This window comes from Serratia sp. L9, from assembly GCF_050632285.1.
Lineage (GTDB): Bacteria > Pseudomonadota > Gammaproteobacteria > Enterobacterales > Enterobacteriaceae > Chania.
Genome location: NZ_CP192591.1, coordinates 2,958,723 through 2,978,254, shown reverse-complemented (window position 1 = coordinate 2,978,254; position 19,532 = coordinate 2,958,723). Strand labels below are relative to the sequence as shown.

At 54.5% G+C, this 19,532-nt stretch carries 14 protein-coding genes and 2 pseudogenes; 6 read left to right on the top strand and 10 right to left on the bottom strand.

Annotated features, from left to right (window positions below):
* Positions 1-154: 154 nt before the first annotated feature.
* From ubiG to yfaE, 4 genes and pseudogenes are all read left to right on the top strand, one after another.
* On the top strand, positions 155-880 hold the full coding sequence (gene ubiG, locus ACQ86O_RS14020) for a bifunctional 2-polyprenyl-6-hydroxyphenol methylase/3-demethylubiquinol 3-O-methyltransferase UbiG (protein WP_431221628.1): 726 nt from the start codon (positions 155-157) through the stop codon (positions 878-880).
* A gap of 431 nt (positions 881-1,311) precedes the next feature.
* The gene (nrdA, locus tag ACQ86O_RS14015) at positions 1,312-3,600 is read left to right on the top strand and encodes a class 1a ribonucleoside-diphosphate reductase subunit alpha (RefSeq protein WP_431221627.1); all 2,289 of its coding nucleotides are present in this window, start codon (positions 1,312-1,314) and stop codon (positions 3,598-3,600) included.
* 69 nt (positions 3,601-3,669) lie between these two features.
* Positions 3,670-4,800, top strand: a complete 1,131-nt coding sequence (gene nrdB / locus ACQ86O_RS14010; protein ID WP_431221626.1) for a class Ia ribonucleoside-diphosphate reductase subunit beta — start codon at positions 3,670-3,672, stop codon at positions 4,798-4,800.
* Positions 4,801-5,060, top strand: a pseudogene (yfaE, locus tag ACQ86O_RS14005) (class I ribonucleotide reductase maintenance protein YfaE).
* A gap of 91 nt (positions 5,061-5,151) precedes the next feature.
* Here yfaE and ACQ86O_RS14000 read toward each other — a convergent pair.
* Complete coding sequence (locus ACQ86O_RS14000) at positions 5,152-6,348, bottom strand: nicotinamide mononucleotide deamidase-related protein YfaY (protein ID WP_431221625.1); 1,197 nt, start codon at positions 6,346-6,348, stop codon at positions 5,152-5,154.
* 242 nt (positions 6,349-6,590) lie between these two features.
* Here ACQ86O_RS14000 and tyrP point away from each other — a divergent pair, with 242 nt between their 5' ends.
* Positions 6,591-7,799, top strand: coding sequence for a tyrosine transporter TyrP (gene tyrP, locus ACQ86O_RS13995; RefSeq protein ID WP_431221624.1), 1,209 nt, complete (start codon positions 6,591-6,593; stop codon positions 7,797-7,799).
* A 34-nt stretch (positions 7,800-7,833) separates the two neighbouring features.
* On the opposite strand, the gene ACQ86O_RS13990 is transcribed toward tyrP, so the two are convergent.
* On the bottom strand, positions 7,834-8,376 hold the full coding sequence (locus ACQ86O_RS13990) for a YfaZ family outer membrane protein (protein ID WP_431221623.1): 543 nt from the start codon (positions 8,374-8,376) through the stop codon (positions 7,834-7,836).
* A 335-nt stretch (positions 8,377-8,711) separates the two neighbouring features.
* Between ACQ86O_RS13990 and katA the strand changes: the two genes are divergently transcribed.
* Complete coding sequence (katA, locus tag ACQ86O_RS13985; RefSeq protein WP_431221622.1) at positions 8,712-10,148, top strand: catalase KatA; 1,437 nt, start codon at positions 8,712-8,714, stop codon at positions 10,146-10,148.
* A 99-nt stretch (positions 10,149-10,247) separates the two neighbouring features.
* Here katA and ACQ86O_RS13980 read toward each other — a convergent pair whose 3' ends face one another.
* From ACQ86O_RS13980 to menF, 8 genes and pseudogenes are all read right to left on the bottom strand, one after another.
* Positions 10,248-10,907, bottom strand: a complete 660-nt coding sequence (locus ACQ86O_RS13980; RefSeq protein WP_431221621.1) for a hypothetical protein — start codon at positions 10,905-10,907, stop codon at positions 10,248-10,250.
* A 4-nt stretch (positions 10,908-10,911) separates the two neighbouring features.
* On the bottom strand, positions 10,912-12,204 hold the full coding sequence (locus ACQ86O_RS13975) for an AAA family ATPase (RefSeq protein WP_431221620.1): 1,293 nt from the start codon (positions 12,202-12,204) through the stop codon (positions 10,912-10,914).
* A 75-nt stretch (positions 12,205-12,279) separates the two neighbouring features.
* Positions 12,280-13,665: an o-succinylbenzoate--CoA ligase gene (gene menE / locus ACQ86O_RS13970; RefSeq protein ID WP_431221619.1), complete on the bottom strand. Its 1,386-nt coding sequence runs from the start codon at positions 13,663-13,665 to the stop codon at positions 12,280-12,282.
* Positions 13,653-14,635 (bottom strand): annotated as a pseudogene (gene menC / locus ACQ86O_RS13965) (o-succinylbenzoate synthase). The gene menE and the pseudogene menC overlap by 13 nt, the downstream one beginning before the upstream one ends.
* Entirely contained in the window at positions 14,635-15,492 is an 858-nt protein-coding gene (menB, locus tag ACQ86O_RS13960) for a 1,4-dihydroxy-2-naphthoyl-CoA synthase (protein WP_431221618.1), read from the bottom strand. The pseudogene menC and the gene menB overlap by 1 nt, the downstream one beginning before the upstream one ends.
* On the bottom strand, positions 15,476-16,267 hold the full coding sequence (menH, locus tag ACQ86O_RS13955) for a 2-succinyl-6-hydroxy-2,4-cyclohexadiene-1-carboxylate synthase (RefSeq protein ID WP_431221617.1): 792 nt from the start codon (positions 16,265-16,267) through the stop codon (positions 15,476-15,478). The genes menB and menH overlap by 17 nt, the downstream gene beginning before the upstream one ends.
* Entirely contained in the window at positions 16,264-17,937 is a 1,674-nt protein-coding gene (gene menD, locus ACQ86O_RS13950; RefSeq protein ID WP_431221616.1) for a 2-succinyl-5-enolpyruvyl-6-hydroxy-3-cyclohexene-1-carboxylic-acid synthase, read from the bottom strand. Before menD ends, menH begins: the two co-directional genes overlap by 4 nt.
* A 280-nt stretch (positions 17,938-18,217) precedes the next feature.
* A complete protein-coding gene (gene menF, locus ACQ86O_RS13945) occupies positions 18,218-19,510 on the bottom strand; it encodes an isochorismate synthase MenF (RefSeq protein ID WP_431221615.1) in 1,293 nt (430 codons plus the stop codon).
* Positions 19,511-19,532: the final 22 nt, after the last annotated feature.

Sequence of the window (19,532 nt, the reverse complement as noted above, 5' to 3'; positions counted from 1 at the left end):
CCATGCCCTGCCCCCACCGCCTTGATAACGGGCTTTTGGGTGTGCGACGGCACCCTGTTCAATTAAGGGACACAGCCTAGCACAACAGCGCTGCGCCAAGTGGTCCGGAACATGTATAATCCGCGTAATAGAGAACAAGGAGCCTATAACGCCCATGAATGCTGAATCATCCCGCCACATGCAAAACGTCGATCACCAGGAAATAGCCAAATTCGAGGCTGTCGCTTCGCGCTGGTGGGATCTGGAAGGCGAGTTCAAACCGTTGCATCGGATTAATCCGCTGCGCCTGAATTATATCATGCAACGCGCCGGTGGCATTTTTGACCAACAAGTGCTCGACGTTGGCTGCGGCGGCGGCATTCTGGCAGAAAGCATGGCGCGTGAAGGCGCAATAGTTACCGGCTTGGATATGGGAGCAGAGCCGCTGCAGGTGGCGCGCTTGCATGCGCTGGAAAGCGGCATGAATGTGACCTACGTTCAGGAAACCGTCGAAAGTCATGCCCAGGCTCATCCACAACAGTACGACATCGTCACCTGCATGGAGATGCTTGAGCACGTTCCCGATCCGGCCTCGGTCATCCGTGCCTGCGCCCATCTGGTCAAGCCTGGCGGCCACGTTTTCTTCTCCACGATTAACCGCAATACCAAAGCCTGGCTGATGGCGGTTATCGGCGCAGAATATGTGCTCAAAATGGTGCCGCAAGGAACGCACGATCATAACAAGTTCATCCGCCCTTCTGAGCTGATCGGCTGGGTAGACGGCACCGAGCTGCGTGAAAAACATATCATCGGCCTGCATTACAATCCGATCACCGACCATTTCAGATTGGGCCGCAACGTTGATGTGAACTATATGGTTCATACCCAGCACCAAGGCTAAACCTGCCGGGGCGGTTTTGGGGCAGGTTACAGCCTCCGGGGCCGCTTAAGTATCAGGGTAGATTGCCATTTCTCCGGTTTCGATCAAAAAAGACGACATAATCCGTTTTTAAGAATATTAAAGCAGATCAATATGCCGTTTTTTTCTAACGTTTAATAAAGCGGCAAACGATCCGGATTTTAAGATTTTCCGTAAAATCTTATCCGGCTTATTGACAAACTTGTCGCCCCAGTCACAGCGCGCACTGGGAACCGGGCGTAACATTTCACCCCCAAGTTATCCACAAAATAGGCAGGTTTTGTTCACTTGCAAACCCGCTGTTTTATCACTATCTTGTTACCTCACCGACATACACCCCCTATATATAGTGTTTACATACTGAGCAGAGCGACTACACTTTCTGCTTAGGGGAACCACACGGACAAGTCAAAATGAACCAAAGTCTGCTTGTAACTAAACGCGATGGCCGTACAGAGCGCATCAACCTCGACAAAATCCACCGGGTCATCGATTGGGCCGCGGAAGGTTTACACAACGTTTCGGTATCTCAAGTAGAGTTGCGTTCACATATTCAGTTTTATGACGGCATTAAAACCGCCGATATTCATGAAACCATCATCAAGGCTGCCGCCGATCTGATCTCCCGTGACGCTCCGGATTATCAGTATCTGGCCGCGCGCCTCGCTATCTTCCACCTGCGCAAAAAAGCCTACGGCCAGTTTGAGCCACCAAAGTTGCTCGATCACGTAACGCGCATGGTTGAGATGGGCAAATACGATAAGCATCTGCTGGAAGACTACACGGCTGAAGAGTTCGAGCAGATGGACTCCTTTATCGATCACTGGCGTGATATGAACTTTTCCTACGCAGCCGTTAAGCAGTTGGAAGGCAAATATCTCGTGCAGAACCGCGTAAGCGGCGAAATCTACGAAAGTGCGCAGTTCCTGTATATCCTGGTGGCCGCGTGTCTGTTCTCCAACTATCCGCGCACAACCCGTCTGGACTACGTAAAACGTTTCTATGACGCGATTTCCACCTTTAAGATTTCTTTACCCACGCCAATCATGTCTGGCGTGCGTACCCCAACCCGCCAGTTCAGTTCCTGTGTGCTGATCGAGTGTGGTGACAGCCTGGATTCCATCAACGCCACCTCCAGCGCCATCGTGAAATACGTGTCACAGCGTGCCGGTATCGGTATCAATGCGGGTCGAATCCGTGCTCTGGGCAGCCCGATCCGGGGTGGCGAAGCCTTCCACACCGGCTGTATCCCGTTCTACAAACACTTCCAGACCGCCGTGAAATCCTGTTCGCAGGGCGGCGTGCGTGGCGGTGCGGCGACGCTGTTCTACCCGATGTGGCATCTGGAAGTAGAAAGCCTGCTGGTGCTGAAAAACAACCGTGGCGTTGAAGGTAACCGCGTGCGCCACATGGACTACGGCGTGCAACTCAACCGCCTGATGTACCAGCGCCTGATCAAGAACGAAGACATCACGCTGTTCAGCCCGTCTGACGTCCCGGGACTGTACGACGCATTCTTTGCCGATCAGGATGAATTCGAACGCCTGTACACCCATTATGAGCAGGATGACAGCATCCGCCAAAAACGTGTGAAAGCGGTAGAGTTGTTCTCACTGATGATGCAGGAACGTGCTTCAACTGGCCGTATCTACATCCAGAACGTCGATCACTGCAACACCCATAGCCCGTTCGATCCGCTGGTTGCTCCAGTGCGCCAGTCAAACCTGTGCCTGGAAATCGCCCTGCCAACCAAACCGCTGGATGACGTTAACGACGAAAACGGTGAGATTGCGCTTTGCACCTTGTCGGCGTTCAACCTGGGTGCCATTGAAAGCCTGGACGATCTGGAAGAGCTGGCGATCTTGGCGGTACGTGCACTGGATGCGCTGTTGGATTATCAGGATTACCCCATCAAAGCCGCGCATCGTGGTGCGATGGGCCGCCGTACCCTGGGTATCGGCGTGATCAACTTTGCCTACTATCTGGCGAAGAACGGCGTGCGTTATTCCGATGGCAGCGCCAACAACCTGACCCACAAAACCTTCGAAGCGATTCAGTATTACCTGCTGAAGGCATCGAATCGACTGGCTCAGGAACAAGGGGCTTGCCCGTGGTTCAATGAGACCACCTATTCGCAGGGCATTCTGCCAATAGACACCTACAAGAAAGACTTGAATACCATCTGCTCCGAGCCGCTGCATTACGATTGGGAAACCCTGCGTAAAGAAATCAAAGAGTCCGGCCTGCGTAACTCAACGCTGTCTGCGTTGATGCCTTCGGAAACCTCTTCGCAGATTTCCAATGCCACTAACGGCATCGAGCCACCACGCGGCCACATCAGCATCAAAGCCTCCAAGGACGGCATTTTGCGTCAGGTGGTGCCGGAATATGAGCGTCTGAAAAACAACTATGAGCTGTTGTGGGAAATGCCGAACAACGACGGTTATCTGCAACTGGTAGGCCTGATGCAGAAATTCATCGACCAATCGATCTCGGCCAACACCAACTATGATCCAACGCGTTTTCCAAGCGGCAAGGTGCCGATGAAGCAGTTGTTGAAAGACTTGCTCACCACCTACAAATTCGGTGTGAAAACGCTGTATTATCAGAACACCCGCGACGGTGCAGAAGATGTCCAGGAAGATTTGCAGCCTGCTCAGGCTGGCGATGACGACTGTGAAGGCGGCGCCTGCAAGATCTAACGTTTGACACAGCGGGCCGGAACTCTTCCGGCCCCTTCAATTCAGCCCGGCACTAATGGATCCAAGCTTATGGCTTACACCACTTTTTCTCAGAACAAAAATGACCAGTTGCTTGAGCCGATGTTCTTCGGCCAATCGGTCAACGTGGCACGTTTCGACCAGCAAAAACACGAAATCTTCGAAAAACTGATCGAAAAACAGCTTTCCTTCTTCTGGCGTCCGGAAGAAGTCGACGTTTCCCGCGATCGTATCGACTATCAGGCGCTGCCAGAACATGAAAAACACATTTTTATCAGCAACCTGAAATATCAGACGCTGCTGGACTCCATCCAGGGTCGTAGCCCCAACGTTGCTTTCCTGCCGTTGATCTCGATCCCTGAACTGGAAACCTGGGTAGAAACCTGGTCTTTCTCGGAGACCATTCACTCGCGTTCTTACACGCATATCATCCGTAACATCGTGAACGATCCGGCGCTGGTGTTTGACGATATCGTCACCAACGAAGAGATCCTCAAGCGTGCAAAAGACATTTCCGGCTACTACGACGATCTGATCGAGATGACCAGCTACTATCACCTGCTGGGTGTCGGTACACATCAGGTTAACGGCAAAACCGTTACCGTGAACCTGCATGCCATCAAAAGGTTGCTGTATCTGTGCCTGATGAGCGTCAACGCGCTGGAAGCCATCCGTTTCTACGTCAGCTTCGCCTGCTCGTTTGCCTTCGCCGAACGCGAGCTGATGGAAGGCAATGCTAAAATCATCAAGCTGATCGCCCGCGACGAAGCCCTGCACCTGACCGGTACCCAGCATATCCTGAATCTGATGCGCGCTGGTGCAGACGATCCTGAGATGGCCGAGATCGCCGTAGAATGCCAGCAGGAGTGCTACGATCTGTTCGTCCTGGCGGCACAGCAAGAGAAAGAGTGGGCTGAGTATCTGTTCCGCGACGGCTCGATGATTGGCCTGAACAAAGACATTCTGTGCCAGTATGTGGAATACATCACCAATATCCGCATGCAGGCAGTTGGCCTGGGCTTACCCTTCCAGACCCGCTCCAACCCGATCCCGTGGATCAACGCCTGGCTGGTTTCGGACAACGTGCAGGTGGCGCCGCAGGAAGTCGAAGTCAGTTCCTATCTGGTTGGCCAGATTGACTCTGAAGTCAATGCTGACGACCTGAGCGATTTCGAGCTGTAAGTGGCTGCATCAACCATTACGCTGCGTACCAGCGGTACGCAGCTCCCTGCCCCGAAGGTGAAAGCTGCCTGCTCGACGTGCTTGAATTGCACGATGTTGCGGTAGAATACCAGTGCCGCTCCGGTTATTGCGGCGCTTGCCGCTTGAAGTTGCTGAAAGGCAAGGTCGCTTACCGCCAGCAGCCATTGGCATTTATCAATGACGGGGAAATCCTGCCCTGTTGCTGTATGCCGCTGGTGGACATCGAGCTGGAGATTTAGAGCGGGAGTTCGCCAGCCGCGCCAGATACCGTAATGCGGGGTTTCCCCACATTACGATCCCCAGGTTATCTCCCGGCAAACGGCATCTGTTTTATTCAACGATCTCAACAATTTCCAGCCAGCTGTTTTTGCCGCAGACTTTTCCACCGTTCAACCAGCGGCGCAGCATATCCAATGCCAGCATCGCCACCGACTCCTGGCGTAAACGCAGGCTATGGCGCGCCGCACGATAGCTCACCGTCTGGCCAATACCGCCTTTTGGCGTATGCAAGACGACGCTGACACGATCCCCCGCCATTGCGCTGACCGCCAACGCCAAAGGGGCTCCGGTAAGTTGGGCCAGAGACTGGGCGCGGGCCAGCAGCGTTTCCAAGGTCTCAGAGCAGTACGCAGGCAGCAGCTCGCCACCCGCCAGGGGAGCCTCTTCGCTCTGCAATTGCAGGTTGACAAGCCCGGCGGTAAATTGCTCGCTCAACGCCAATTTCAGCCCCTGTTGCTGTAACCGTTGCGCCAGTTCCGCAGGCAGACCTCGCGTTCCTTCAAAAATCGTATTATCACCGGCTACCGCACGCACTCGTTGCCATGCCTGTTTCATGGCAGCCTGTTGGCTACGCGGACCGGTCAGCTTCAGCTCAATAATCGGGCTGGAAGAGCGGTAGCCCAACGCCACATCCGGCGGTAAGGGCATACCGTCCAGTTCCGCTGCCAGATCGCTTTCCGAGGTACCGAACGTAGTCAGGCGCAGGCATAACGGCGGCTCCGGCAGAGTAAAGCCTTGTCGCAGGCGTGGGAGGATCTGCTCTTCAACCATCACTTTAAATTCTGAAGGCACGCCTGGGGTGAAGAACATCTGGCATTTATTCAACGTTAAGACAAAGCCACAGGCAGTACCGACGCGGTTATCCAGCATGTCGGCATTCGCCGGGATCTGCGCCTGTTTGCGGTTGGAGGCGGCCATCGGGCGGCCACGTTCGGCAAAATAGGCCTCCATGCGGGCAATCCATTCAGGATGCTCCACCAACCCCACTCCGCTGGCCTTTGCCGCCGCCAGCGCACTGAGATCGTCACTGGTTGGCCCCAGGCCACCATTGACGATCAGCACATCGGCAATATGGCTACGCTCTTGCAGGATTTCGATCAGCGAGGAAAGGTTGTCCCCCACTGTTTCACGCCCACTCATCGGTAAGCCTTGCTGGAACAGGTAATCGGCCAGCCAGGCAGAATTGGTATCTATAATTTGCCCATGCAGCACCTCATCGCCGGTGCTGAGCATCTCCACCCTTAACATAGATCTCTCCCTTATTTTCAGATCCATCCACTATAGAAGTCTGGAAATAACTTTTCACTAGAGACTCGAAGATATTGTTCATCAAAGGCATTGTTATCGCCGCCACGGCGCCATTCACGCCGTAAACTTAGATGTACAGCGCACGTAACGCCCGTTTGACACAAAATGGGCAATCAACTATTCTGCCGCACTAAAAATGGGGTCCTCATAATTCCCCTAAATCGACGAATAGCAGAGAAAAAGTGAAGAATCGCACTCTGGGCAGTGTTTTTATCGTAGCAGGCACCACCATTGGTGCCGGAATGCTGGCCATGCCGCTGGCGGCGGCAGGCGTAGGTTTTGGCGTAACGCTGGCGTTGCTGGTGGGGCTGTGGTTACTGATGTGCTATACCGCACTGCTATTGGTTGAGGTCTATCAGCATGAGCAGGCTGATACCGGCCTGGGTACGCTGGCCAAGCGTTATCTTGGCGATGGTGGCCAGTGGCTTACCAGTTTTAGCATGATGTTCCTGATGTATGCGCTGACGGCGGCTTATATCAGCGGGGCTGGCGAACTGCTGGCCGTCAGTATCGCCCAGTGGACCGCTCAGGAGTTCCCAACCTATCTCGGCGTACTGCTGTTCACCCTGGTTGCCGGCGGCGTGGTGTGCATTGGCACACATTCGGTCGACCTGTTTAACCGCATTCTGTTTACTGCGAAAACCATTTTCCTGCTCGTCATGCTTGGCCTGATGATGCCGCATATCCATCAGACCAACCTGATGACTCTTCCGCTGGAACAAGGGCTGGCGCTTTCTGCCATACCGGTCATTTTCACTTCGTTCGGTTTTCACGGCAGCGTGCCAAGTATCGTCAACTATATGGGCGGTAACATCCGCAAGCTGCGTTGGATTTTTATTATCGGCAGCGCCATACCGCTGGTTGCTTATATCTTCTGGCAGTTGGCAACGCTGGGCAGCATCAGCTCAACCACCTTTGTCGGTATTCTGGCGCAACAGGCCGGGCTGAATGGCTTATTGCAGGCGGTACGCGACGTGGTTGCTTCGCCGCATGTCGAGCTGGCGGTACATCTGTTTGCCGATCTGGCGCTGGCAACGTCATTCCTGGGGGTTTCGTTGGGGCTGTTTGACTTCCTGGCTGACCTGTTCAAACGCCAGGATAATGTCCGTGGCCGCTTGCAGACCGGCGCCATCACCTTCCTGCCACCATTAGCTTTTGCGCTGTTTTATCCGCGTGGCTTTGTGCTGGCGCTGGGGTTCGCCGCAATTGCGCTGGCCATTCTGGCTTTGCTGTTACCTTCCCTGTTGGTCTGGAAAACACGCCAGCGGCACCAGACCCACTATCGAGTCTGGGGCGGTACACCGGCTCTGGCGCTGGTATTTGTCTGCGGGATAACCGTGATCGCTATTCAGATTGGCATTGCCAGCGGGATATTGCCGGCGGTTGGATAAGTAGACAATCGGGGGCAATAATGCCCCCATCGGGTCAGAAACTCAGGCCAACCCCCACGTAAGGGCCATCGGCCAACGTGTTGTCGCGCCGGCCATCTTTACCTTCCATATTGATGTAGCGGTAGCCCACATCCACATTAAGCGGACGGATAACATTCCAGCGCAAACCGCCATTGGCTTCGTTATAAGCCTTAACGCCACTGGTCAGTGATTCCGGAGCAAAATAACCTTCACCGTAAAGGGTGAAATAACGGTTGAGGGTCCACTGCAGACCGCCACCTACCGCCAGTGCGCCGCCGTCCTTACCCTCTTCAGGGCTGAGGTAGATGGCCTTACCGCCCACGGTGGCCATCAAAGGCCCTACCGGCAAACTAAAGCTTAACCCCAGACTCCCTACTTCCCCATCATGATCGCTACGCATCCAGTTACCACTGATGCCAATACCAGACGTAGAAGTCCCCATACCAACGCCCACATTGGTGTAATGTTCTCCGGCTTCACCACTTACACTGATGGCATTGGCAGAACCAGCCACAAACAGCAAACCAGCTGCACACGCGACTAAAGTTTTATTCATTATCTTTCCCTTTCTATTTTCATCTTCAGACAGTGAAGATGAGTTACCTAAAAATGATTCGGCGATAAGTGTCATTGAAGCGTCATGGATATCGGGATAATTTAAAGCAATAATCTTCAAATTTTTCAATAAACTGTAAATAAATGAAACCTGGCTAAAACTGGATTACAACGATAACCCGAACCTATTTGCCGAGGATTGAGAATAAGACTACAACTAGTAGTGACTTTGATAGAGGTCAGCAGAAGGCGGCCTCACATTAGTTATGATTATGAAGATGTACAGCACCCGATACTGAGCTATCAACTTAACTGCAACACAGTAAGGAGCAATTGATGAGCAAGAAAGGATTAACTACCGCAGCAGGCGCCCCCGTTGTTGATAATAATAACGTGATCACCGCAGGCAAACGTGGCCCAATGCTGTTACAAGACGTATGGTTCCTGGAGAAACTGGCCCACTTTGACCGTGAAGTGATCCCAGAACGCCGCATGCATGCCAAAGGCTCTGGCGCCTATGGCACCTTCACCGTTACCCATGATATTACCCAATACACCCGCGCAAATATCTTCTCTGAAATTGGCAAGCAAACCGAGATGTTTGTCCGTTTCTCCACAGTAGCCGGTGAACGCGGTGCTGCCGATGCCGAACGCGATATTCGTGGCTTTGCCATGAAGTTCTACACCGCCGAGGGTAACTGGGACCTGGTAGGTAACGATACGCCAGTATTTTATCTGCGCGATCCGCTGAAATTCCCCGATCTCAACCACGTGGTAAAACGCGATCCGCACACTAACCTGCGTAACCCGGTCTACAAATGGGACTTCTTCTCCCACCTGCCGGAATCCCTGCATCAGTTGACCATCGACTTCAGCGATCGTGGCCTGCCTAAGTCCTACCGTCATATGCACGGTTTCGGTAGCCACACCTTCAGCTTTATCAATGCCAATAACGAGCGTTTCTGGGTCAAATTCCACTTCCGCTGCGAGCAGGGCATCGAAAACCTGATGGATGATGAAGCCGAAGCCATCGTCGCCAAAGACCGTGAAAGTTCACAACGCGATCTGTACAACGCCATCAAAAACGGTGATTTCCCACGCTGGAAACTGCAAATTCAGATCATGCCGGAACATGAGGCCTCTCAAACTCCGTATAATCCGTTTGACCTCACCAAGGTTTGGCCACACGGCGATTACCCACTGATTGACGTTGGTTTCTTCGAGCTGAATCGCAACCCGGATAACTACTTCTCTGAAGTGGAACAAGTGGCGATGAACCCGGCCAACGTGGTGCCTGGCGTGAGTTTCTCGCCAGATAAAATGCTGCAGGGCCGTCTGTTCTCCTATGGCGACGCGCACCGCTACCGTCTGGGTGTCAACCATCACCAAATCCCGGTTAATGGCGCAAAATGCCCATTCCATAACTATCACCGCGATGGGGCGATGCGGGTGGATGGCAACAGCGGTAATGGCGCAACCTATGAGCCAAACAGCTTTGGCGTGTTCCAGGAGCAACCCGATTTCAGCGAACCACCGTTAAGCATTGAAGGTGCCGCCGATCACTGGAATCATCGCGAAGATGACGATTATTACAGCCAGCCGCGCGCGCTGTTTAATCTGCTGAGTGCCGAAGAACATCAGCGTATGTTTGCCCGTATTGCCGGGGAGCTGTCGCAGGTGCCTGAGCAGATCCAACGCCGTCAGGTCGATCTGTTCACCAAGGTACATCCAGACTACGGCAACGGTGTCGCCAAGGCTCTGGGCCTGAAATAGTCTGTTACAGCAATGCCAAGGCCGCCCTCGGGCGGCCTGTTTTTACTCGATTCATCTATTGTTGTTAGATATAGTGAGGCCAATGCCGCTAGGGCCAATCTATACCTGTAAGTCATTGCGAGCCAACTCGCGCAATTTATCACGAAAATAGACAAAACTTGGTGACAGGTTATTAGTGATATCCATATGTGGGCTAATTCTTTCAGCCCACAATGATTTCTCTGTGCCGACGGCCTGCCATCCTTTTGCGGAAAGAGTCGTTGCCCCTCCGTGATAAAGTGCATCAGCCAATCTCTCCCAGGTCCCAGAGATAGAATCATGCACGTAGGCACGTAAAACAGCGTCTTTAGCTTTCGGATACGCGGCCTTGATAGCTGAAATATCGCCCAAGAACCATGCCTCTCCCTCCTCAATAGCGATACAAAAACGTGTCTCCGGTCTCGGGTTACAAGCATCAAGAAGCCTGTAAAGCTCTTCGTGGAAAGCCTTTAAACATTTGTCATCAAGATCACAGACCACTATCACTGCTGCCGGATAATTGATAAACGATTTGCCATATCCACGCAATAGCCGTGGCAACTCGTTAAGTAAAATACGTTTACTCGCGTCTCCCGTTGCCATAAGGTTCTTGGGAATCCGCCCCACACCTTTATAAGGGCGAACAATAAATGTATGAACAGTCTTATCAACAATTTTGGGAATCAAGATATCAAGCATTTTTTTGCCTGATTGATCCTCAACCAGAATTTCAAAATGCATCCATTCATCCCCTGTCCAAATAATCGCTGTACCACAGCCCACCTAGCGGTAATCCCTCATCGACCATATTCATTACCAGCACATCGTCACTTGCCCTGCGAATGACCGAGAAACCGTCCACACCTTTCTCCAGGATCCAAACTTCGGCAGGTTCCAATGCATCTACTAAATAGGGTTGATGAGTCGTAATAAAAACCTGAGATCCCCCTTTGCGCCCTGTCGCATGCTCACGAAATTCTCTAGCCAACGATTCAAGCAATTTGTGATATAAACCATTTTCCGGCTCTTCAATGCATAAAAATGGTGGTGGAGTAGGATCTTCTAGTAATAATAGATAGGCAAAAACCTTTAGTGTGCCGTCAGACATTTGTTGCGAATAAAATGGATCTTGAAACCCTCTATCATTAAAGCGCAGCAGTAATCGACCATCGTTGGTTCTTTCTGTGTCGATTCTATCGATGCCTGGGATTTTTTCGGCAATTCTATTAAGAATGGTTTGAAAGCGTTTTGGATGCTCCCGTTCCATAAACTGCACGACATTACCAAGATTATCACTCTTGCTATTGAGATGTTTTTGGGGCCCCGCCAGCGGTAAACTGCGAGCCGCATCGGGTGTAAAGTAGCTGAGGTACCATCCCTCAATAAACCGACGAAATGCCGAGATTCGCGGATGCTGTTTCAATGACCCCAACGTGGCAATACCAAGTTTGCGAACATCCTCTAATTCAACAAGTTCGGTTTCCTTGGACTCTTCTTCGACCTCACTTAACTTAATCGATTCAATCAAGCCTGTTAAGTCAAACTCCCCCTGTTCTTCATCGATTAAATGCCCTTCCTGCTCCCCTTTCCATACCACACCTTTACCACGGTTCAAGACCAAAAATGAGAATGGCCAACCACGTGTCTGACCTTTACGTCGCTGCCTGAGACGCTCCTTCAGCACAAATGGACGACCAGAACTATCAATATCAATAGCAATCTCATAAGTAATCGGTCGAGCGTTACCATCTTCTTTATAGTAAATTTCGAACTCTATCGGTTCCTTTTGCCCTTGCGCTCTGATCCTTTCAAATCCCCCTCGTCCTCGAGAATCGCAAGCTTCCTCTACTCCCAGTTTCAAAGCATCGGCAAGAAAACCGAAGGCATCGAATAATGTGCTTTTTCCTACGCCATTTTTACCGATAACAGCCGTCATCGGAGTAAGAGGTACTGCCCGCTGTAGATTCCACAAGCGGCCAAGTGTAATGTCCTTCAGTGCCCTGAAGTTTTTTATACGAAAACCTTCTATTTTTGCCATTCCCGCCTCCCATTTCTTTCCTTGCCCGATATCATCACATGCCCAACATGATGTATAGCTCTTTCATGGTTAGACTCAGAGCACCGTAAAGTGTTTGGCAGCCCATAGCTGCAACCGGCGGCGTGAAATTTTAATCCCACCGTTTTTCAGCTCTGCGGGTAATGGCAGTAAAGCAATGGGCCGCTGGAAATTGGCCAAGCGATCCTGTGCCCATAACAGCAAAGCCTCCAACGACAATTCACCTTCCAGACTGACAACCGCTACCGGGCGTTGGCCAAACTCCGGGTCGTCGACGGGCACGACAAAGGCTTGCTCAACCTGCGGATGTGCCGCCAATACGCGTTCGACATCCTCTGGCTGCACCCCTTCTCCTCCGCAGAAGAACAGGTTATCCAAGCGGCCAATAATACACAGCTCACCCTGCTCCATAGCCCCGCGATCGCGCGTGTGGAACCAGCCATCATCATCGGCAATCGGCCGTAATGCCCCTTGATGCCAATAACCCAATGCCAGGCTTTGCGAACGGATCCACACTTCCTGATCCACCAGCTTTATTTCACGGCCCTGCAAAGGCAAACCAACCCCAGGCAGTTCATCAGCACGTTTGGCGCAAACCGTGGAGGCCAGCTCCGTCAGGCCATAACCGCACCAGCAGCGGATCCCCATAGCTTCGGCCTGCTGAGTAAGAGAAACCGAGATCATCGAGCCCCCAAGCAGCACTTCCTTCAACGCATGTTTAGCCATAGGTTCAGACAGCAATCGCCATAGCTGCGTCGGCACCAGCGATGCATGCGTGCAACCCGCCAGCGCATCAGCCAGGGGTTGCATATCGCGGACCACCAACTGGGCACCCACCGCCAGCCAGCGCCAGACAATGCCCTGGCCGGAGACGTGGAACAGCGGCAGGGAGAGCAGCCAGCTATCCTGCGGCTGGAAATCCATCAGATGCAATACCCCTTGCGCGCTGGCAAGGTGCCCGGCATAGCTGTGAGCGGCCGCTTTTGGCACGCCGCTGGAGCCGGAAGTCAGCGTCAGCGTTGCCAGCCGCTGTTCATCCCACGCCAGCCACTGCAGATTGCGTTCATCCACTCCTGGCGGCGACAAGACTATCAGCTCAGGCGGTAATTCCGGCAAAGTATCCGGGCTGAAAGCGAAGGAAATATCCAGGTCGGGTAACAGCTTCGCCAGCAATGGCGCAGGCAGCGTCGGATTGAGCGGTAACAGCCGTGCGCCACACTGCAACAGCGCGAGATAAGCCAGCAGCAAGGGGTAGCTGTTTTTCCCGCACAGCGCTGCGCCACTGCCGGGCTGCACGCCCTGGTGCTGAAAGTCAGCCGCCAGAACGTCTACCTGCTGTTGCAGCATCAACCAACTGACCGGCTGTTGCTCAAAGATTACCGCAGTGTCCTGTGGACGCAGTGCTGCCCAATGCCGCCACGGCCAATCATTTAACTGCGCCATATACACTCCAGGGCTTGGGTATCCAATAACGGCAGGTTGCACTCTGGCCAACCGCGTAACAATTGGGCCTGCATCAGGTTTAGCGTATCCAGGCCCGGCACCGTATCCGGCGTCAGCCAATGGGCGATACGCGCCAATTGTGTCAGCCCAAGACTGGATTCGATACTGGAACTGATCACTGCCACCAGACCCGCTTGATGCGCCTGCGTGACCAGTTCACGGCAACGCGCCAGGCTACCGGTCAACGTGGGTTTGATAACAATGGCTGCCACGCCCGGCTCGGCCTGCACCACAAAATCCGCCTCCCGCACGCTCTCGTCCCAGGCGATGGCAATCCCGGTGGCCCGGGCAAAGTCACGTGACTCATCGCGGGTTTTGCAGGGCTCTTCCAGAAACGCAATGCGATCGCGCCACGAAGGGTTGACGTATTTGGCAAAACCGTCGGCCTTGGCCCTTGTCCAACTGCGGTTGGCATCCAGCCGCAGTTTCAGATCCGGCAGCGCTTCCAGCAACACGTTGACCACCATACCATCCCGTACCGCTTCATACAGGCCAACCTTTACCTTGGCGACTTTCTCGCCAGGCAAGGCGGCCAGTACATCAAACAACTCATCGGGATCGCCGGTACACAGCGGCGCCTTGCGGTAATCGGCCTGCTGCGGCAATTGCCCGGTCAACTCAGCCAAAGCACAACTGGTGCCGAAGGCAACCGAAGGCCATACGCTGGCTGCGGGTGTCTCCCCCGCTTGCCATGCCTGCGCCCAGGCTAATGCCGCCTGCTGAGCCTGTTCAAGCGTCTCCTCACTGAACTCCGGCAAGGGGGCAATCTCCCCCATCCTTGCTGCTCACCCTGTTGCAGGTGAATCAGCAAGCCGTCACGGGTTTTCAGCCGCTGATTGCGCAGCACCACGCCAGCCTCCATCGGCAGGCTATAGCGATAGATCGCCACGTTACGGGTTAGCGTCGTCATTACGGATTACGCTTGAATTTGCTGAAGTCCGGCTGGCGTTTTTCGATAAAAGCGTTGCGCCCTTCCTGGCCCTCATCCGTCATATAGAACAGCATGGTGGCGTTACCGGCCAGTTCCTGTAGCCCCGCCTGGCCATCACAGTCAGCGTTGAGCGCGGCTTTCAGGCAACGTAGCGCCATTGGGCTGTTTTGCAGCATCTCACGGCACCAGCGCACGGTCTCTTTTTCCAAATCAGCCAAGGGGACAACGGTGTTGACCAGGCCCATGTCCAGCGCGGCGGCAGCGTCGTACTGACGACACAGGAACCAGATTTCACGGGCTTTCTTCTGGCCGACGATACGCGCCATATAAGAAGCGCCCCAGCCGCCATCAAAGGAACCGACTTTCGGCCCAGTCTGGCCAAAAATGGCATTGTCGGCGGCGATAGTCAGATCGCACATCATATGCAGCACATGACCACCACCGATGGAGTACCCGGCCACCATGGCTACCACGGGTTTAGGGCAGGTACGGATCTGGCGTTGGAAATCGAGCACGTTCAGGTGATGTACGCCACTGTCATCACGATAGCCGCCGTAGTCACCGCGTACTTTCTGATCGCCACCGGAACAGAAGGCTTTATCACCGGCACCGGTCAGAATAATGGTGCCAATCCCATCGTCGTAACGCGCGTTGGCCAGCGCCTCGAGCATTTCTTTTACGGTATGCGGGCGGAAAGCGTTACGCACCTGCGGGCGGTTGATGGTGATTTTGGCAATGCCGTCACTGGATTTGTGGTACAGGATATCTTCAAAATCACCTGAACAGTCCTGCCAGTCGATGGCGGCATACAGTTGTTCTTCATTGGGATAAAGCATGTTCGGTTCCTTTATTATCAAGAAATTCATGTAGCGCGGCGGCGAAATCCGCCGGGTTTGCCAGATGGGCGTTATGGCCAGCCTGTGGCACGGTGCCTAATGGCAAACCCGCCTCACGCGCCAGCGCCTGGAATTTGTGGTCGTCAGCACCGCACAACACTTTTATCGGCAGTGCCAGCCGTTGTAATTGGGGCACCAGCCAAGGCTGCCTCCCGAGCGAAGTGGCTTCCAGCATATTGGCAACCGATGGGCCATGGTTATCGGCCCGGGCGGCGATCAACGCCTGGCGATGTACCGCGCTGAGGTTGGCAAATACCGGTTGTTGATACCAGTCCGCCAGCACTTTTCTGATGGGTTCAGAGCGAAAACGCGCCGCCCAGCCAGCATCATGCGCCATGCGTTGAGCACGCAGGGTGGGGTTCTCTAACCCGGGGTTACCGCCCTCAATCACGATGCCCTGCAGCCCCTGGGTATCGCCATGACAAGCGTGGTACATGGCAATGCGCCCGCCAAGTGAATAGCCCACCAACCAGTAACGCTCAATGTGGTGTTGTTGCAGCGTGGCGGTGATCTGCTGGCTGACATCGGCAAAATCCAGGCAAGTCTGCGCCACGGAATCACCATGACCGGGCAAATCGATAGCCAGTGATGGCCACTGCTCACAGCGGGAGGCAATCACCCGCCACTCATTGTTATTGCCCAACAGGCCATGCAGCCAGACCAGCCACGGGCGTTGGCTTTCACCCTGTTGCAGAACGCGGGAGGCCAGCATCATTTAGCCGCCATCAGTTGAACCAGGTGCTGCAAAGTCTCAGCCCCATCGCTTGGCGGCACCTGCAGCTCAATCAACGTTGTGCCGCTATGACGCCAGGCCTGCTCCACCGCCTGTTGCAATTGGCCCCAGTTTTCCGGGCAGGCATAGCCCAGTTGGAACATCGCCGCCGCATGGCTGAACTCCACGTCCTGCGGCATGCAGTAGAAACGCTGGCGTTCCGGCTCCGGCGTTGGCAACAGCGAGAAAATCTGCCCGCCGTTATTATTCACCACGATCAGCACCGTGGGTGCCGAGCTCTGGCGCAGCAATGCCAGAGCATTAACATCGTATAGCGCAGAAAGATCACCCACTACCGCCAGCGTCGGTTTGGCGGTTGCGCGCTGCACCCCAGCGGCGGTGGAGATTAATCCGTCAATTCCGCTGGCGCCACGGTTGCTGAAAACCGGATAACCGGCTGGCAACTGGGTTAACGCATCGATCAGGCGCACAATCAGGCTGTTGCCAAGAAACAGCTGGCCGTTTTCCGGCAACAGTTCCGGCAAACGGTGGGCCAGTTGCGCCTCGCCAAAACGATTAACCAGATATGCCGACGTTGCATCCAAAGCCTCGTCCGCCAACACCGCCAATTCGCCAGCCCAGGGAGAACGCGGCTGTGCCGGGTGCAGATCCAGCCATTCACCAACGCTGGAACGAATACGGCGGCCACGGTGATGCGCAGGATCAAGGCGGCCAGGCAGAGAGTCGATCAGCCAGAACTCTTCAGGTTGGCAACGTTCCTGCCATTGCAGCAGGCGTTTACCCGTCAGGCTGCTGCCGAACTGCATCACCAACTGCGCATTTTCCAGCAGGTGCCGCGCCTGCGGGTTGGCCAACCACAGATCAGCACAGGGCAAGGGCTGCCCGGTTTGCGAAAGCACATCGCCAATCAGTGGCCACCCGAGCATGCCTGCCCACTCGGCCAGTTGCACGCCCTCTTCGGCACTCATCCGCCCGGCAATAACCACACCGCGCTTTTGCCGCCAGAAAAACCAGTCTGGCTGTTTCAGCACCTGACGGGGATCCAGTTCACGCAACCAAGGGTGCGTATCCTGCCACCAGTCCCCCAGCGCCGCCGACCACTCTGCATACTTCTGTTCATCGCCACCATACAGCGGTTCGGCAAACGGGCAGTTGATATGCAAAGCCCCGTGCAACAGCTGCGCCAGGGCGCTGTCCAGGGTAGAGACCAGCCAGCGGGCCGGGATATCCGGGCTGGGGCGGGGTAAATCGATATTCAGCGTCGGGTGGCTCGCGTAGAGCCCCTGCTGGCGAATCGCCTGATTGGCACCGCAGTTAATCAACTCAGGAGGGCGATCGGCGGTAAGAAACACCAATCGTTCCCCGGTTAACCCGGCTTCAATCAGCGCAGGGTAAAGGTTTGCCGCCGCCGTTCCGGAAGTGACGATCACCGCTACCGGCTCACGGGTGGCTTTTGCCAGGCCAAGCGCCAAATGGCCCAGCCCCCGCTCATCAAAATGGGTATGACAGACTAAGGCGCGGTTTGCCGCCGCTGCCAGCGTCAAAGGTGTGGAGCGCGATCCTGGAGCGATACAGACATGCCGTACCCCGTGGCGGACCAGCGTTTCCAACAACAACGCCGCCCACCGGCGATTAAAAACACTTGTCGACATAATTCGCTCACAAGTCAGTAAACAGAGGTTACGCGCCGAGCCTCACCCTAATGAGGTAGCATACCAGGGGTCATAACTCTGAATTATAAAAGTAATTATCTTTACGGCTTTTGCGCTGGCGCAAAAACGCCGTATTTCCCTGTGGCAGGTTTACCCTGAATATATCAATGCCAATCTTCTAACGGTCAATAACCGCCCTGAATGGAACAAAAAACAAACATATGAATCACAATAAGTTTACACACGAACTTCAAGCTGCTCAATTCGGCTCTCGGGGAGCTTATCGCGGATCGTCGGGTTGCAGTAAAGTGCGCAGCCCTGCGGCTTTGTTTTCGATCTCCTGCCACTCCTGCACCGGGTCCGAACCGGCCACAATCCCGGCTCCGGCGTAGAGCTGAACCTGGGCGTCATCAATCTGGCAGGAACGCAAGGCAACACAAAACTCAGATTGCGCAGCAGAAAGATACCCAGCGGAACCGGCATACCAGCGGCGAGGAAAAGGCTCATGCTGGCGGATAAAGTCCCGCGCTGCCTGACGGGGTAACCCGGCAACCGCCGCCGTTGGCTGGAGCCGCTGCAGGCAGTCTGCATCATCACAACGATTCAGTTGCCCTTCAATGCGCCGCCTTAGATGTTGCACCTTACGCAGCCGCACCACTTCTGGCGGCATGACATCCACCGCACTGGCCCCGCCTTGCAGGCGTTGGCAGATATCATCTACCACCAGCAGATTTTCCTGCTGGTTTTTCGTATCCAGCAGCAACCATTGCGCCAGTTCCTGAGCCTGTCGCTCGTTGTGGTGATTGGCCACGGTACCGGCCAGCGCTTCGGTAAACAGATGATGCCCTGCACGCAGGTACAGCCTTTCCGGGCTGGAGCCTAGAAAGGCAGAGTGGGCGTCCATACGCATCATAAAGTGGTAGCACTGATGATTGACTCTCCGGCTGGCGGCCATCAACGCAGGTGCAAACAGCGGCTCTTCCAGCGTTAACCGCGAGCTACGTGCCAGCACCACTTTATCCATCTGCTGGCGATCTATCGCCTTCAGCGCTGCGCGCAGCATGATTTCCCACCCGGCCTGCTCCGGCTGATGCTGTACTCTGCGCACTTGCACCTGCAAATCCGCTATCGGCTTCGCTACCACCAGCTTTTCGAGCCAGGCTCGTGCAGCCTTGGCGTCCTGGTCTAAAGCCCGCTCTGAAAACAGATTAAGCGTCAGTTCACCTTTGCCCTTACGGCTGAGAATTTCCAGACGCGGCAACAGCAACAGCGCTTCACCGTCAAATGCGTTAAGCCCCCAGAGCCGGGCACCCGGATGGGTATTCAAAAACGCCTGCGCCCGTGCGGTTTGTGAAAACTGCCTGGCCGAACCGCATACCGCCGCCTCATGCCCCCCTTCACGATGTCGCCAGTAGAACTGAGGAAACAGCGCCTGCGCCGCCAGCCACTCCAGCAAAAGTTCGGTCATGCGGCCCGGCACAGCCAAGGTGATCTGCCGAAATCCGGCTTCAGAGGGAAAGCCTTGCTCAAGCTGCTGGCCTAACTGCCGCAGCAATCCCGAAAGTTGTTCCACTGCCACCTCATTAACCAAACGC

Bases quoted from the DNA above. Each gene is read 5' to 3' on its own strand.
- ubiG (WP_431221628.1), top strand. From the start codon at position 155: ATGAATGCTGAATCATCCCGCCACATGCAAAACGTCGATCACCAGGAA.
- nrdA (WP_431221627.1), top strand. From the start codon at position 1,312: ATGAACCAAAGTCTGCTTGTAACTAAACGCGATGGCCGTACAGAGCGC.
- nrdB (WP_431221626.1), top strand. From the start codon at position 3,670: ATGGCTTACACCACTTTTTCTCAGAACAAAAATGACCAGTTGCTTGAG.
- ACQ86O_RS14000 (WP_431221625.1), bottom strand. From the start codon at position 6,348: ATGTTAAGGGTGGAGATGCTCAGCACCGGCGATGAGGTGCTGCATGGG.
- ACQ86O_RS13990 (WP_431221623.1), bottom strand. From the start codon at position 8,376: ATGAATAAAACTTTAGTCGCGTGTGCAGCTGGTTTGCTGTTTGTGGCT.
- katA (WP_431221622.1), top strand. From the start codon at position 8,712: ATGAGCAAGAAAGGATTAACTACCGCAGCAGGCGCCCCCGTTGTTGAT.
- ACQ86O_RS13980 (WP_431221621.1), bottom strand. From the start codon at position 10,907: ATGCATTTTGAAATTCTGGTTGAGGATCAATCAGGCAAAAAAATGCTT.
- ACQ86O_RS13975 (WP_431221620.1), bottom strand. From the start codon at position 12,204: ATGGCAAAAATAGAAGGTTTTCGTATAAAAAACTTCAGGGCACTGAAG.
- menE (WP_431221619.1), bottom strand. From the start codon at position 13,665: ATGGCGCAGTTAAATGATTGGCCGTGGCGGCATTGGGCAGCACTGCGT.
- menB (WP_431221618.1), bottom strand. From the start codon at position 15,492: ATGCTTTATCCCAATGAAGAACAACTGTATGCCGCCATCGACTGGCAG.
- menH (WP_431221617.1), bottom strand. From the start codon at position 16,267: ATGATGCTGGCCTCCCGCGTTCTGCAACAGGGTGAAAGCCAACGCCCG.
- menD (WP_431221616.1), bottom strand. From the start codon at position 17,937: ATGTCGACAAGTGTTTTTAATCGCCGGTGGGCGGCGTTGTTGTTGGAA.